We start from the raw sequence: 13,952 nt of genomic DNA on the forward strand, positions 1-13,952 counted from the left end.
GAGGGAGACACGACACCATGAGCCTCGAACGCACGCTCACCGTCCGCGTCGAACGCATCTCGCGCCAGACGCCGGAAATCCTGGCCTTCGAGCTGGCCCACCCGTGGGGCCGGCCGCTGCCTTCCTACGAGGCCGGCGCGCACATCGACGTGCACATGCCCGGCGGCTTCTCGCGCCAGTACTCGCTGGCGCGGGCGCCGTCGGCCGCCAACGCTGGCCGCTACATGATCGGCGTGAAGCGCGAGCTTTCCAGCCGCGGCGGCTCGGCCTCGATGCACGAGCGCGTGCGCGAGGGCGACCTGCTGCCGATCAGCGCGCCGCGCAACACCTTCCCGTTGCGCGATGACGCCACGCACCACCTGCTGCTGGCCGGCGGCATCGGCATGACGCCGCTGCTGGCAATGGCGCAGGCGCTTGCGGCTCGCGGCGCGGCATTCACGCTGTGCGTGTTCGCGCGCAGCGAGGAACACCTGGCTTTCGCCGATGCGCTGCATGCGCCGTCCCTCGCACCGCACCTGCGCCTGCACCTGGACCAGGGCGACGCATCGCAGCGCATCGACCTGCGTTCGCTGCTGGCCGAGCGCGCGAGCGGCACGCATCTCTACGTGTGCGGCCCCGGCGGCTTCATGCAGGCGGTGCGCGAAGCCGCCGCGCACTGGCCCGAGGACGCGCTGCACGCCGAATACTTCGCGGCGCCCACCGACGCGGGCGCCACAGCCGGCCTGCCCTTCACGCTGAAGCTCGCGCGGCGCGGCATCACGGTGCCGGTGGCAGCGGACCAGACCGCCGTCGACGCGCTGCACGAGGTCGGCATCGACATTCCGGTGTCGTGCCAGCAGGGCCTGTGCGGCACCTGCGTGGTCGAGGGCGACGGCGAAGGTGCCGAGCACCGCGACTTCTGCCTCACGGGCAGCGAGCGCCGCCACAAGGTGGCGCTGTGCTGCTCGCGCGCCAAGGGGCTGGAACTGGAATTGCAGCTGTGAGTGCGCGGCCTGCTTCCATCAACGAAGAGAGCGACGCAGAAGCGCCCGCCACGCGGGGCCGTTCGCGCAAGTACACGCAGGTGCTCGGCCTCATCAACCAGGCCGCCATCGAGGTGTTCGCGAGCGAAGGGCTGGCCGGCGCATCGACGCAGGCCATCGCCGACAAGGCGGGTCTGTCGAAGGCGCAGCTGCACTACTACATCGACAGCAAGGAGGCGCTGTACCGGCAGGTGCTGCAGGACATCCTCAACGACTGGATCGTGGTGTTCGGCTTCAGCGACGAGGCCTTCGGCCCGCGCAAGGTGCTGGGCGACCTGATCCGCCGCAAGATGATGTTCTCGTTCGAGCACCCGCTGCGATCGCGCATCTTCACCGCCGAGATGATGCGCGGCGCGCCGGTGCTCAACAGCATGATGGACACGAGCAAGCAGCGCACCGACCAGGCCGCCGCCGTGATCCGCAACTGGATGAACCAGGGCCTGATGGACGAGGCCGACCCGATGCTGGTGCTGTTCCACATCTGGGCCGTGACGCAGTTCTACGCCGACCACGCCACGCAGGCCGCCTATTTCCGCGACACCGCGCAGCAAGGCGACGACAAGGACCGGCGCTACCTGATCGAGCAGGTCACGGAATTCCTGCTCAAGGGCGCCGGCGTCAGGTAGAAGACGGCGAAGAAGAAAAGGCGGTGCGGGGCAGGTACATGGTGGCTTCCACCTCCACCAGCACCTCGTCGCCCGGCAGGAAGCGCGAGACCTCCACCACCGTGCTGACCGGCGGCTCACCCGGATAGAACAGGCCGCGCACGCGGTTGTAGAAGGCGTAGTGCGGCAGGTGGCGGAAGTACTGCACCAGCTTCACCACGTCTTCCATCGTGCCGCCATGCTCGGCGGCGATCTGGCGGATGCGCTCCAGCACGAACCAGCTCTGCGCGACGATGGGCGCCTCGAACACGTCCACCGACATCTGGCCGGTGGCGTAGCCCACGCCCTGCAGCGCGGTGCGCGCTTCTTCCGGAATGGCGTCGTAGCCGGCGACCGCGCGGCGCGTGGCCGGATCGACGGCGACCACGCCGCTCATGAAGACGAAATCGCCCACGCGCTTGGCGGCCGCGTAGTTGGCCATCGGCTTGCCCATGCTCATCGTTCGTTGCTCTCCAGTGGTTGGCCGGCGCGGATGACGGTGCGTTGCCGCCCGCGCGGGCCGATGAGTTCGTGTTCCCCGGTGGCCGACAGTACCAGCAGGTCGGCCGGGCAGCCCGGCGCGATGCGCCCGTCCCATGCGAGCCCCAGCGCCTTCGCGGGATTCACGGTGACGGTGTCGAGCCAGTCGGATGCGGGCGCGAGGTGCGCCGCCTGCACGCCGAGGCCGAAGGTCTCCAGCAGGTCGTAGCTGCCGTAGGGATAGAAGGCGTCCTGCACGTTGTCGGTTGCCAGGCTCGCACGCAAGCCTCGTGCCGCCGCCTCGCGGATGCGCGTGATGCCGCGCTGCACCGGCGTGCGGTCCCACGCGCCCTGCAGGTAGAGATTGGTGGTGGGCAGCGCGACGAGGTGGATGCCGGCGCCGGCGCACAGCGCGAGCGTTTCGGCGGCAACTGCGTCTTCCTGCACCGAGAGCGAGCAGGCATGGCCGCAGACCACGCCCAGCCTGAAGTCGCGCGCACGCACCAGCTGGGCGATGCTGCGCAGGCCGGTGGCCTCGATGTCCAGGCCCTCGTCGACGTGGAAGTCGAGCGCCAGTCCGTGCTGCTGCGCGAGGTCGAACACTCGACCCAGCTTGTGGACGATGCCCTCGTTGCGATAGACGAATGCGCCGAGCACGCCGCCCGCGCGCTTCACATCGCGCGCGATGCGCTCGCCCGCGGCAATGTCGGCGAACAGGTCGAGCGGCGTGAGCGAGACGAACTGCAGCTCGACGCGGCCGCGCCATTCCTCGCGCAGCGCCTCGAACACCGCCAGCGCGGCCGGCGGCTCGGGCTGCACCCAATCGAGGTGCGTGCGCAGCGCACGCGTGCCCGATCGCCATGCGTCTTGCAGCGCGCGCTCCATGCGCAGCCGCAGCGATTCGCCGGTCCAGCTCTCGCGGTGCCGGTTCATGCGCTCGATGGCCACGAAGAGGTTGCCCTCGGCCGCACCCACGTCCTGCACGGTGTAGTTCTTGTCGATGTGCGCGTGGGCCTCGACGAGTGCGCTCAGCAGCGTGCCCTTCGCGTGCTGCTGCTGTGCGCTGGGCACGATGGAGGCGACCTTGTCGCCGGCCAGCACGATGTCGAACAGCTGCGCATCGCCCGCCGCGAATGCACGCAGCGGCACCGGTATGCGCAGCGCTTCGAGCTTCATGCGTGCTGCTGCCGCCAGGTGCGCAGCCAGCCGAGTCCGGCCGAGGTGCCGCCGGGCTCCGCGCCGCGCTTCGGCCGGTATTCGCAGCCGACCCAGCCCTGCCAGCCGCACTGCGCCGACACCTCGTCGAGCACGTCGAAGAGGTACGGGTAGTTCTGCTCGCCGATGTCGGGCTCGTTGCGGTCGGGCACGCCCGCGATCTGGATGTGGCCGACGCGGCCGGTGGGCAGGTACTTGCGGATCTTCATCGCCACGTCGCCCTCGACGATCTGGCAGTGGTAGAGGTCCATCTGCACCTTGAGGTTGGGCGCGCCCACCGTCTCGACGATCTCGTGCGCATGGTCCTGCCGGTTGAGGAAGAAGCCCGGAATGTCGCGCGTGTTGATCGGCTCGATCAGCACGTCGCGGCCCGCCTTGGCGGCCTCGGCCGCGGCCCAGCGCAGGTTGTCGACGTACGCCGGCTGCAGCGCGTCGCGCTGCTGTCCCGCGGGGACGAGGCCGGCCATGACGTGGATGCGTGGGCAGTCGAGCGCCACTGCGTAGTCGATGGCCTTGGCGATGCCTTCGCGGAACTCGGCTTCGCGCCCCGGCAGGCAGGCCAGGCCGCGCTCGCCGCCGTTCCAGTCGCCCGGCGGACCGTTGAACAGCACCTGCTGCAGGCCGTTGTGCTTCAGCCTGGCGACGATTTCTTCTTTGGCGAGGTCGTAGGGGAAGAGGTATTCCACGGCCTTGAAGCCGTCTTTCGCGGCGGCGTCGAAGCGGTCGAGGAAGGCGAGCTCCGGATAGAGCATCGAGAGATTGGCTGCGAATTGGGGCATGGGGTGTTTTTACTACCAGCGCGCGCCGAAAGTGCGGCGCAGTTCATCGATCTGACCGGCATCCAGCGGCGCGGGCCTTGCGGCCTGCGCGAGCTGCTGGAGCCGTGCGGTTTCTTCGAGCTCTTCGAGCACGACCATGGCGGCGGCCGGTGTGTCGTGCCACACGTTGGGACCGAGGCGCGCGAGCATCACGGCGCGGATCGGCGTGCCGGCGGCACCGAAGCGCCCGATGGCCTGCGCCACCTGCTCGGCCGCTTCGGGCGCGCCCGGGCGGTGGTACGGAATGACCGGCACATGGCCGACCTTCATCACGAAGTAGGGTGTGAGCGCGGGCAGCAGCTCGTCGCCGGGAGCCTGCAGCGTGAGCGCCACGCAGTGCGTGCTGTGCGTGTGGATCACGCAGGCGGTATTCGCATCGAACTCGCGCGCAGCGGCATAGATGCGCGTGTGAAGCGCGATGGTCTTGCTGGCGCGGTCGCCGCCGGTCTGCTTGCCCTGCGCGTCTAGCCTTGCCAGCCGTGCCGGGTCGAGAAAGCCGAGGCAGGCGTCGGTGGGCGTGATGAGGAAGCCGCCGTCGTCCAGCCGCACGCTGATGTTGCCGGCCGTGGCGTGCACGTAGCCGCGCTCGAACAGGCTGCGGCCGACGCGACAGATTTCCTCGCGGGCTTCGTTCTCGGTCATGCGAGCACTGTAAATGCCTTGGTGAAGAAATCGTCGCTTCCGAAGTTGCCGGACTTCAGCGCGATATGCAGGCCGGCCTCGGGTGCGGCTTCGGAGCGCGCATGGCACCACGGCACGCCGGGGTCGATCTGCGGACCGATCTGCATCTGCGCGATGCCCAGCGCCTGCACGCAGGCGCCCGAGGTCTCGCCGCCGGCCACCACCAGCTGGCGCACGCCGCGCTCGACCAGGCCGCGCGCGATGGCGGCGATGGTGCGCTCGACCATCGCGCCGGCTTCTTCCACGCCGAGACGGCCCTGCACCGACTTCACTGCGCCGGCCTCGGCGGTCGAGTAGACGAGTACGGGGCCCTTGTCGATCAGCGGAGCGGCCCACGCCAGAGCCTCGGCGGCGACATCCACGCCCGCCGCGATGCGCAGCGGATCGATGGCCATCGCCGCGCCGCCGCGCTGGATGAAGTCGAGCACCTGGCGGTTGGTGGCCAGCGAGCAGCTGCCCGAGACCACCGCCGTCCTGCCGCCAGCCTTGGGCAGTGCGCTGGCTTGCGACGACGGAGCGAGGCCGAAGTTGGCCGGCAGGCCGATGGCCACGCCCGAGCCCGCCGTGAGCAGCGGCATCTTCGCGAGCGCCGGGCCCATGCGCAGCAGGTCGTCGTTCGAGACCGCGTCGACGATGGCGATGGAGACGCCCTCGGACTTCAGTTGCTCGATGCGCTCCCCGATGGCAGCCGCGCCGCGCGCCACCACCGCGTAGTCGACGAGCCCCACCTTGCGCTTGCACTGCGCCTGCAGCACGCGCACGAGGTTCGGGTCGGTCATTGGCGTGAGCGGGTGGTTCTGCATGCCGCTCTCGTTGAGCAGCACGTCGCCCGCGAACAGGTAGCCCTTGAACACGGTGCGCTTGTTGTCGGGAAAGGCGGGCGTGGCGATGGTGAAGTCGCACTGCAGCGCGGCCATCAGCGCCTCGGTCACGGGGCCGATGTTGCCCTGCGGCGTGCTGTCGAAGGTCGAGCAGTACTTGAAGTAGATCTGCTGCGCGCCCTGTGCCTGCAGCCAGCGCAATGCATCGAGCGACTGGGCGATGGCTTCTGCCGGCGCGATGGTGCGCGACTTGAGCGCGACGACGACCGCATCGACGTCGGCATCGAGCGGCCCTTCAGGCACGCCGATGGCCTGCACCACGCGCATGCCGGCGCGCACGAGGTTGTTGGCGAGGTCGGTGGCGCCGGTGAAATCGTCGGCGATGCAGCCGAGCATGAGCTTTGCCATGGCTCTTCAGTCCTTCGCGATGGGCAGCTTCACGGCCTGCGCGTTCTCGCGCACGTAGTCGCGCAGGATCGCGTCGAAGCTCGTGTCGGCCTTCAGGCCCAGCGCCTCGGCGCGCGCGGCGTGGATGCGGCTGGGCCAGCTGGTGACGATCTTCGCGATGGCGGCATCGGGCTCCCAGTCGATCAGGCCGGTGGCTTCCTTGCCCGCGATGCGCTCCAGCGCCTGCGCCATCTCGCTCACGGTGGTGGTCAGCGCGGGCAGGTTGATGGCGGTGCGCGCACCCCACTCGGCGGCGCCGGCGGTGGCCGCGCGCACGATGCCCGCGACAGTGTTGCCGGGCGAGGCCAGCGCGACGGGCGTGTCGGGCGATACGGGGCAGCGCGCGCGTTCGCCCGCCAGCGGCTCGCGCAGCATCCCGCTGAGGAAGCTGGAGGCCGCGCCGTTGGGCCGGCCGGGGCGCACCGACACCGTCATGAGCCGCACGTTGCGGCCCTGCACGAATCCCTTGCGCGTGAAGTCGGCCACCAGCTGCTCGCCGATGAACTTCTGGATGCCGTAGCTGTTCTGCGGCGTCGGCAGCGTGGTGTCTTCGATGACGGCCGGCAGGCGCTGCTCGGGCGAATCGCCGAACACCGCCACCGAGCTGGAGAACACGAACACCGGCGAATGGCCCGCGCGGCGCGCCGCTTCGAGCAGGCCGCGCGTGGCGTCGAGGTTGCTGCGCATGCCGAGATCGAAGTCGGCCTCGCATTCGCCGCTGACCGCGGCGGCGAGGTGGAAGACGAGCTGCGTGTCGGCGATGGGCAGCGCGCCGCTTGCGAGCTGCTCCAGCAGGTCGCCCTGCACGAACTGCACGCGCGCGTCGGCCGCCAGGTCGGCGGGCGGCGGCACGCGGTCGGCCAGGGTGATGCGCGAGACGGGCTGCGCGGCGCCGCCGGCCAGCGCGAGATTGCCGCCGGCGAGCAGCGTGCGTGCGAGGCGGGCGCCGAGAAAGCCGCAGCCGCCGGTGATGAGGATGTTCATGGTCGTCTTGTCTTTCGTACTTTTTCTAGAGCGCGGGCAGGAAGCGCAGCAGCGCGTCCGCCACCGCCTGCGGCGCCTCGCGCTGCGGGAAGTGGCCCACGCCGTCGAGCAGCTCGCGGCAGTAGGGGCCGCTGAAGAAGCGCTCCTTGCCGGCCGAGGTGTCGGGATGATTGCAGGAATCGGCCGCGCCGTGCAGCACCAGCGTGGGTACCGACAGCACGGGCGCGGGGCTGAGCGCGCCGTCGTCGGCCGCGTAGTGCGGATCGCCCGGCACATGGCCCCAGCGATGGCGGTACGAATGCACCACCACACGCGCCCAGTCATCGCCCTCGAAGGCGGCGGCGGTGGCCTCGAACTCGGCGGGCTGGTACCAGCCGGCCGGTGCCCAGGTGTCCCACATCATCCGGGTGAAGGCGATGCGGTCTTCGTGCACGGTGCGTTCGCCGCGCGGAGTGGCCATGTACCAGTGGTACCAGTAGTTGCGCGCCTGCGCGAGCGGCATCGGCTGGTCGGGCGCGTTGGTGCCGTAGCCGACCGACATCAGTGTGAGCGAACTCGCGACGCCGGGCCGAAGCCCGCAGGCATTGCCCACCGCACGCGCGCCCCAGTCGTGGCCGACCAGCGCGGGCTGCTGCAGGCCGAGCGCATCGATGAAGTCGAGCAGGTCGCGACCCAGCGCCGAAAGCTGTCCGCTACGGGGCGTATCGGCATGCAGGAAGGTCGTTGGTGCGAAGCCGCGCAGGGCGGGCAGCAGCACGCGCCAGCCGGCTTCGACGAGCCGCTCGGCAACGCCGTGCCAGCAACGCAGGCTGTCGGGCCAGCCGTGCACCAGCACCGCGGTGGCCTTGCCGGCGGGGTTCCACTCCTCGTAGCCGATGCGCAGCAACGGCGTGTCGACAAACTTGAGCGTTGACTCACTCATGAGGCTTTCCCCTTCGGTGCCGGCACCTCGATGCCCGGGAAGATCTTGATGACGGCGCTGTCGTCCTCGCGCGCATAGCCGGCGGTCGAGGCCTGCATGAACATCTGGTGCGCGGTGGACGACAGCGGCAGCGGAAACTTGCTCGCGCGCGCCACGTCGAGCACCAGGCCCAGGTCCTTCACGAAGATGTCCACGGCCGACAGCGGCGTGTAGTCGCCCGCGAGCACGTGCGCCATGCGGTTCTCGAACATCCAGCTGTTGCCCGCGCTGTGCGTGATGACTTCGTACAGCGCCGCCGGGTCCACGCCTTCGCGCAGGCCCAGCGCCATCGCCTCGGCCGCCACCGCGATGTGCACGCCGGCCAGCAGCTGGTTGATGATCTTCACCTTGCTGCCCGCGCCGGCGCTGTCGCCCAGGCGGTAGACCTTGGCGGCCATGGCGTCGAGAACGGCACCGGCCTTCTCGTACGCGGCGGGCTTGCCGGCGGTCATCATCGTCATCTGGCCGCTCGCGGCCTTGGCTGCGCCGCCGGAGATGGGCGCGTCGATGTAGAGGATGCCCAGCTTTTCCAGGCGCGCTTCGAGCGCCACCGACCAGTTCGGGTCGACGGTGGAGCACATCACGAAGACGCTGCCGGGCTTCATCGACGCGACGCAGCCGGGCACGGTGCCGTCGCCGAACAGCACCGACTCGGTCTGCGCGGCGTTCACCACCACGCTGACCACGATGTCGCACTGCGCGCCGAACTCGGCCAGCGTGGCGCAGGCCGTGCCGCCGTCGCGCGCGAAGGCTTCGGCGACCTCGCGGCGCACGTCGAACACATGCGGCGCGTGGCCCACGCGACGCAGCGACTGCGCCATGCCGGCGCCCATGGCGCCCAGGCCCACGAGGCCGACGACGGGGGTGTTGTTGCTGGAAGTCATGCAGGAGTTCTTTCTCTTTCGCGGGTCAACGATTCACGAGTTGCTTCGGCGTGAACCACACGCCGATGGCGCCGAGCACCAGCGCGCCGGCCAGCACGTACATGCCGATCTGCGTGCTGCCCGTCAGGTCTTTCAGGTAGCCGATGAGGTACGGGCTCACGAAGCCCGCGAGGTTGCCCACGGAGTTGATGGCGGCAATGCCGGCGGCGGCGGCCGTGCCCGTGAGGAATGCGGTGGGCAGCGACCAGAAGAGCGGCGCGCAGGTCAGCACGCCGGCCGCGGCGAGCGAAAGGAACGCCAGCGACACGGCCGTGTTCTGCGTGTACGAGGCTGCCACGGTGAAGCCCACGGCGCCCATCATGGCCGGCACGATCAGGTGCCAGCGGCGCTCCTGGCGGCGGTCGGCGCTGCGGCCGAAGAGGTTCATCGCGACGATGGCGCAGAGGAACGGAATGGCGCTGAGCAGCCCGATGTTCAGGTTGCCCTGCACGCCCGTGGCCTTGACCAGCGTGGGCAGCCAGAAGGTGAGTGCGTATTGGCCCATGACGAAGGCGAAGTAGATGAACGCCATCCACCATATGCGCGCGTCGCGGAACACGCCAGCCACCGAGTGCGGGCCCTTCGCGCCGTGGGCGGCGTCGTTCGCCACCTCGCGCTGCAGCAGCGCCTTTTCCTCGGCGTTGAGCCAGCGCGCCTGGGCGATGCCGTTGTCGAGATAGAAGAGCACCGCCAGGCCGATGAGCACCGCGGGGATGGCCTCGATCAGGAACATCCACTGCCAGCCGCTCATGGCCGACACGCCGTGGAAGCTGTCCATGATCCAGCCCGACAGCGGATTGCCGAAGATGCCCGCCACCGGAATGGCCGACATGAACACCGCGATGATCCGCGCGCGCCGGTGCGCCGGGTACCAGTGCGTGAGGTACAGGATCACGCCCGGATAGAAGCCCGCCTCGGCCAGCCCGAGCAGGAAGCGCAGGATGTAGAAGCTGGTGGGCGTCTTCACGAACATGAAGCAGGCCGAGAGCAGGCCCCAGGTGATCATGATCCGCGCGATCCAGATGCGCGCACCCACGCGGTTGAGCAGCAGGTTGCTCGGCACCTCGAACAGGAAGTAGCCCAGGAAGAAGATGCCGGCGCCCAGGCCGAACACGGTTTCGCTGAAGCCCAGGTCCTGGCCCATCTGCAGCTTGGCGAAGCCGACGTTCACGCGGTCGAGGTACGCGATCACATAGCAGAGCATGAGGAAGGGCACGAGGCGCCAGAACACCTTGGAGTAGGTGCGCTTTTCGAGCGCGGCATCTGCGGCGGCGAGCGACGCGGCGCCGGCCTGGAGGGTCGAGGAAGTCATGAGGGAGGCTATGTCTCGGGTTATTTGTCAGGTCATCATACAAATTTGAGTTTTGCTGACCGACCCGGGTAAACCCTCGGAAAAAGCGTCTTCCGGCGACTTTCTGGTGTCTTTGTGTGTCGGCTCAGCCGCCGACGGGCCAGCCTTCGACCAGCGGACGGGCGAGCTGCTCGCCTTCCTGTTGCCAGAACACCGGATCGGCCAGCTCGATGCGGCGGATCGCGTTGTCCATGTGGTTCTTGGCTGCTTCCCGCGCACGCAGCGGATCGCCGGCCTCGATGGCCTCGACGATGCGCGCATGCTCCTGCGCCACCTCGCGCGCGAAGTCGGCGCGGCGCGCTTCGTTGGCGCGCGTGACGCGGGTGGCGCCGTGCAGGAACTGCCGCAGGTACTGCAGCGTGCCGATGAGGAACGGGTTGCGCGCCGCCTCGGCGATGGCGCGGTGGAAGAGCACGTCCTCGTCTGCGCCGTTGCCGCCGGCCTCGACCGCCGCGTGCAATGCGGCGATGGCGTCGCGGATGCGCTTCATCTCCTCTTCCGTGCGGCGCTCGGCGGCCAGCGCGGCCACCTCGGCCTCGAGTGCGCGACGCAACTCGACCATCTGGATCACGGCCTCGCGCGAGGCCACGTGCGGCATCTCGAAGCGCAGCGGCTCGACAGCGGCGGCGCGTACATACACGCCGCTGCCCTGGCGCGAATCGAGCAGCCCCAGCGACTTGAGCCGCGACACCGCCTCGCGCACCACGGTGCGGCTCACGCCGAACTGCTCGGCCAGCGCGGTCTCGGTGGGCAGCCGGTCGCCTTCGGACAGGCGCCCGCTGCGCACCTCGGCCGCGAGCGCATCGGCGACCTGGTCGGCCAAGCGGACGGCGGGGGCGAGGGATTGGAAGCGGGCGGTCATGGGCGCGAAGGTGGTGGGGCCTGCGACTCTAACGCAGGGTCCGCCACTTTCGCGGCCGCACGAAGCTCAGGTCGGCTCAGCCCAGTGCGTGGCGCGCGGCATTCGCGATGCTCTGCGCATCGACGCCGAAGAAGCCGCGCAGCGCGGCGCGCGTGTCGCTGCGGCCGAAGCCGTCGGTGCCGAGCGTGATGTAGCGGCGGCCCTCTGGCAGGAAGGCGCGCACGCTCTCGGGCACGGCGCGCACGTAGTCGGTGGCGGCGATGATCGGCGTCTTGCCTTTGCCAAGCTGCTGCGCGATGAACGCGGTACCGGCTTCTTCACCCGCCAGCGCGCGCTGCTCGCAGGCCAGCCCGTCGCGCGCGAGCTCGCTCCAGCTCGTGACGCTGAACACCTCGGCCTCGATGCCTTCGTCGGCCAGCAGCTGTGCGGCCTTGACGACCTCGGTGAGGATCGCGCCAGAGCCCATCAGCGTGACCTTCTTCTTTGCCTTGCCGCCCGATGCGGGAGCGTAAGTGCCGAAGCGATAGCATCCGCGCAGGATGTCGCCCTCCGCGCCGGCCGGCACGTCGGGCTGCGCGTAGTTCTCGTTCATGAGCGTGACGTAATAGAACACGTCCTGCTGCTCGACCATCATCTCGCGGATGCCCGCGTCGACGATCACAGCCATCTCGCCCGCGAAGGCCGGGTCGTAGGCCTTGCAGTTGGGAATGGTCGCTGCCACGAGGTGACTGCTGCCGTCCTGGTGCTGCAGGCCTTCGCCGCCGAGCGTGGTGCGCCCCGAGGTGGCGCCCAGCAGGAAGCCGCGCGCGCGCTGGTCGGCCGCGGCCCAGATGGCGTCGCCCACGCGCTGGAAGCCGAACATCGAGTAGTAGATGTAGAAGGGCAGCATCGCCAGCCCGTGCACGCTGTAGCTGGTGGCCGCGGCCGTCCAGCTCGCGATGGCGCCGGCCTCGCTGATGCCCTCTTCCAGGATCTGCCCGTCGGTGGCTTCGCGATAGCTCAGCACCGAGCCGATGTCCTCCGGCGCATAGCGCTGGCCCACGCTCGAATAGATGCCGACCTGCTTGAAGAGGTTGGCCATGCCGAAGGTGCGCGCCTCGTCGGCCACGATGGGCACGATGCGCGGGCCCAGGGCCTTGTCCTTCATGAGGTTGCCCAGCATGCGCACGAAGGCCATGGTGGTGCTCATCTCCTTGCCGCCCGCGACGGTCGCGAACTGCGCGTAGCTCGCGATGTCGGGTTTGGCCACCACCTCGCAGGCGGTCTCGCGGCGCGGCATGGCACCGCCGAGCGCCTCGCGGTGCTGGCGCAGGTAGCGCATCTCGGCGCTGTCTTCGGCGGGGCGATAGAAGTCCATCGCGGTGGCCTGCGCGTCGGTCAGCGGCAGGTTGAAGCGGTCGCGGAATTCGATGAGGTCCACGTCGCCCATCTTCTTGTGCGAGTGCGTGGTCATCTTGCCCTGCGCGGCGCTGCCCATGCCGTAGCCCTTCTTGGTGTGGGCGAGGATCACGGTGGGCTGGCCCCGGTGCGCCGCGGCGGCCGCGTAGGCGGCGTGGATCTTCACGAGGTCGTGGCCGCCGCGTTTCAGGCGGTCGATCTGCTCGTCGGTCATGCCTTCGGCCAGGCGCGCGAGCTCGGGGTTCTGTCCGAAGAAGTTGTCGCGGTTGAAGCGGCCGTCCTTGGCCGCGAAGGTCTGCATCTGGCCGTCGACGGTGTTGGCGAACACGCGGGCCAGCGCGCCGCTCAGGTCCTGCGCGAAGAGGCCGTCCCAGTCGCTGCCCCACACGAGCTTGATGACGTTCCAGCCCGCGCCGGCGAAGAGCTTTTCGAGCTCGTCGATGATGCGGCCGTTGCCGCGCACCGGGCCGTCCAGGCGCTGCAGATTGCAGTTGACCACCCACACGAGGTTGTCGAGTTTTTCGCGCGCGGCGAGCGTCAAGGCGCTCATCGACTCGGGCTCGTCCATCTCGCCGTCGCCGAACACGCCCCACACCTTGCGGCCTTCGCAGTTCAGCAGGTTGCGGTGCGTGAGGTAGCGCATGAAGCGCGCGTGGTAGATCGAGCTGATGGGGCCGATGCCCATCGAGCCGGTCGGGAACTGCCAGAAGTCCGGCATCAGGTACGGATGCGGATAGCTGCACAGGCCGCGCGCGCCGCTGCCGTCGACGAACGCGGGGGCGGTGAGTTCCTGGCGGTAGTGCTTCAGGTCTTCCTCGCTCAGGCGGCCTTCGAGGTACGCGCGGGCGTAGACGCCCGGCGCGCTGTGCGGCTGGAAGAACACGAGGTCGCCGCGATGGTGCTCGCTGCGCGCGTGGAAGAAATGGTTGAAGCCGGTCTCGAACAGGTCGGCCGCGCTGGCGTAGCTGGCGATGTGGCCGCCGAGTTCGCCGTACGCCTGGTTGGCCTTGGCCACCATCGCGAGCGCGTTCCAGCGCATCAGCGAGGCGAGCTTTTCCTCGATGGCGAGGTCGCCCGGGAACGGCGGCTGGTCTTCCACCGCGATGGTGTTGACGTACGGCGTGGCGAGTTCGGGCTGCCAGCCGATGCGCTGCTGCCGCGCGAGACGCGCCAGCTCGACCAGCATCTGCCGCGCGCGCTGCGGCCCCTGCGTCTGCGCCATCGCCACGAAGGCATCGCGCCATTCGGCGGTCTCGGCGGGGTCGGGGTCGTGCGAGAGCTGCGTTTCATCCAGCAGCAGGGCGCGCATCTGGTCGGGCGAAATCGGGGCGTTCATATCGGCACT

At 69.4% G+C, this 13,952-nt stretch carries 13 protein-coding genes; 2 read left to right on the forward strand and 11 right to left on the reverse strand.

From position 1 onward, the window contains the following. Positions 1-17 precede the first annotated feature (17 nt). Together SFB74_RS32125 and SFB74_RS32130 are read left to right on the forward strand one after the other, a co-directional pair. Positions 18-983, forward strand: coding sequence for a PDR/VanB family oxidoreductase (locus tag SFB74_RS32125; protein WP_432728425.1), 966 nt, complete (start codon positions 18-20; stop codon positions 981-983). Continuing rightward, on the forward strand, positions 980-1,648 hold the full coding sequence (locus tag SFB74_RS32130; RefSeq protein ID WP_432728426.1) for a TetR family transcriptional regulator C-terminal domain-containing protein: 669 nt from the start codon (positions 980-982) through the stop codon (positions 1,646-1,648). The genes SFB74_RS32125 and SFB74_RS32130 overlap by 4 nt, the downstream gene beginning before the upstream one ends. On the opposite strand, the gene SFB74_RS32135 is transcribed toward SFB74_RS32130, so the two are convergent. From SFB74_RS32135 to mdeB, 11 genes are all read right to left on the reverse strand, one after another. Beyond that, a complete protein-coding gene (locus tag SFB74_RS32135; RefSeq protein ID WP_432728427.1) occupies positions 1,641-2,126 on the reverse strand; it encodes a RidA family protein in 486 nt (161 codons plus the stop codon). The two genes, SFB74_RS32130 and SFB74_RS32135, sit on opposite strands and share 8 nt — an antisense overlap. Further along, positions 2,123-3,322 (reverse strand): amidohydrolase family protein, encoded by a 1,200-nt coding sequence (locus SFB74_RS32140; protein ID WP_432728428.1) that lies wholly within the window; start codon positions 3,320-3,322, stop codon positions 2,123-2,125. The genes SFB74_RS32135 and SFB74_RS32140 overlap by 4 nt, the downstream gene beginning before the upstream one ends. Further along, a complete protein-coding gene (gene otnI, locus SFB74_RS32145) occupies positions 3,319-4,140 on the reverse strand; it encodes a 2-oxo-tetronate isomerase (RefSeq protein WP_432728429.1) in 822 nt (273 codons plus the stop codon). The genes SFB74_RS32140 and otnI overlap by 4 nt, the downstream gene beginning before the upstream one ends. A gap of 12 nt (positions 4,141-4,152) precedes the next feature. Further along, entirely contained in the window at positions 4,153-4,821 is a 669-nt protein-coding gene (locus tag SFB74_RS32150; protein WP_432728430.1) for an aldolase, read from the reverse strand. Next, a complete protein-coding gene (gene otnK, locus SFB74_RS32155) occupies positions 4,818-6,089 on the reverse strand; it encodes a 3-oxo-tetronate kinase (RefSeq protein WP_432728431.1) in 1,272 nt (423 codons plus the stop codon). The genes SFB74_RS32150 and otnK overlap by 4 nt, the downstream gene beginning before the upstream one ends. Positions 6,090-6,095: 6 nt before the next feature. Then, positions 6,096-7,112, reverse strand: coding sequence for a D-erythronate dehydrogenase (gene denD / locus SFB74_RS32160; RefSeq protein ID WP_432728433.1), 1,017 nt, complete (start codon positions 7,110-7,112; stop codon positions 6,096-6,098). Positions 7,113-7,137: 25 nt separating this feature from the next. Then, positions 7,138-8,034 (reverse strand): alpha/beta fold hydrolase, encoded by an 897-nt coding sequence (locus SFB74_RS32165; protein ID WP_432728434.1) that lies wholly within the window; start codon positions 8,032-8,034, stop codon positions 7,138-7,140. Beyond that, entirely contained in the window at positions 8,031-8,957 is a 927-nt protein-coding gene (ltnD, locus tag SFB74_RS32170; RefSeq protein WP_432728436.1) for an L-threonate dehydrogenase, read from the reverse strand. Before ltnD ends, SFB74_RS32165 begins: the two co-directional genes overlap by 4 nt. A 25-nt stretch (positions 8,958-8,982) precedes the next feature. Further along, positions 8,983-10,308, reverse strand: a complete 1,326-nt coding sequence (locus tag SFB74_RS32175; protein WP_432728437.1) for an MFS transporter — start codon at positions 10,306-10,308, stop codon at positions 8,983-8,985. Positions 10,309-10,432: 124 nt separating this feature from the next. Further along, positions 10,433-11,209, reverse strand: a complete 777-nt coding sequence (locus SFB74_RS32180) for a FadR/GntR family transcriptional regulator (RefSeq protein ID WP_432728438.1) — start codon at positions 11,207-11,209, stop codon at positions 10,433-10,435. A 76-nt stretch (positions 11,210-11,285) separates the two neighbouring features. Next, complete coding sequence (gene mdeB / locus SFB74_RS32185; RefSeq protein ID WP_432728439.1) at positions 11,286-13,943, reverse strand: alpha-ketoglutarate dehydrogenase; 2,658 nt, start codon at positions 13,941-13,943, stop codon at positions 11,286-11,288. Between the last annotated feature and the right edge of the window lie 9 nt (positions 13,944-13,952).

The organism is Variovorax xiamenensis (assembly GCF_050916385.1).
Taxonomy (GTDB): Bacteria; Pseudomonadota; Gammaproteobacteria; order Burkholderiales; family Burkholderiaceae_C; genus Variovorax.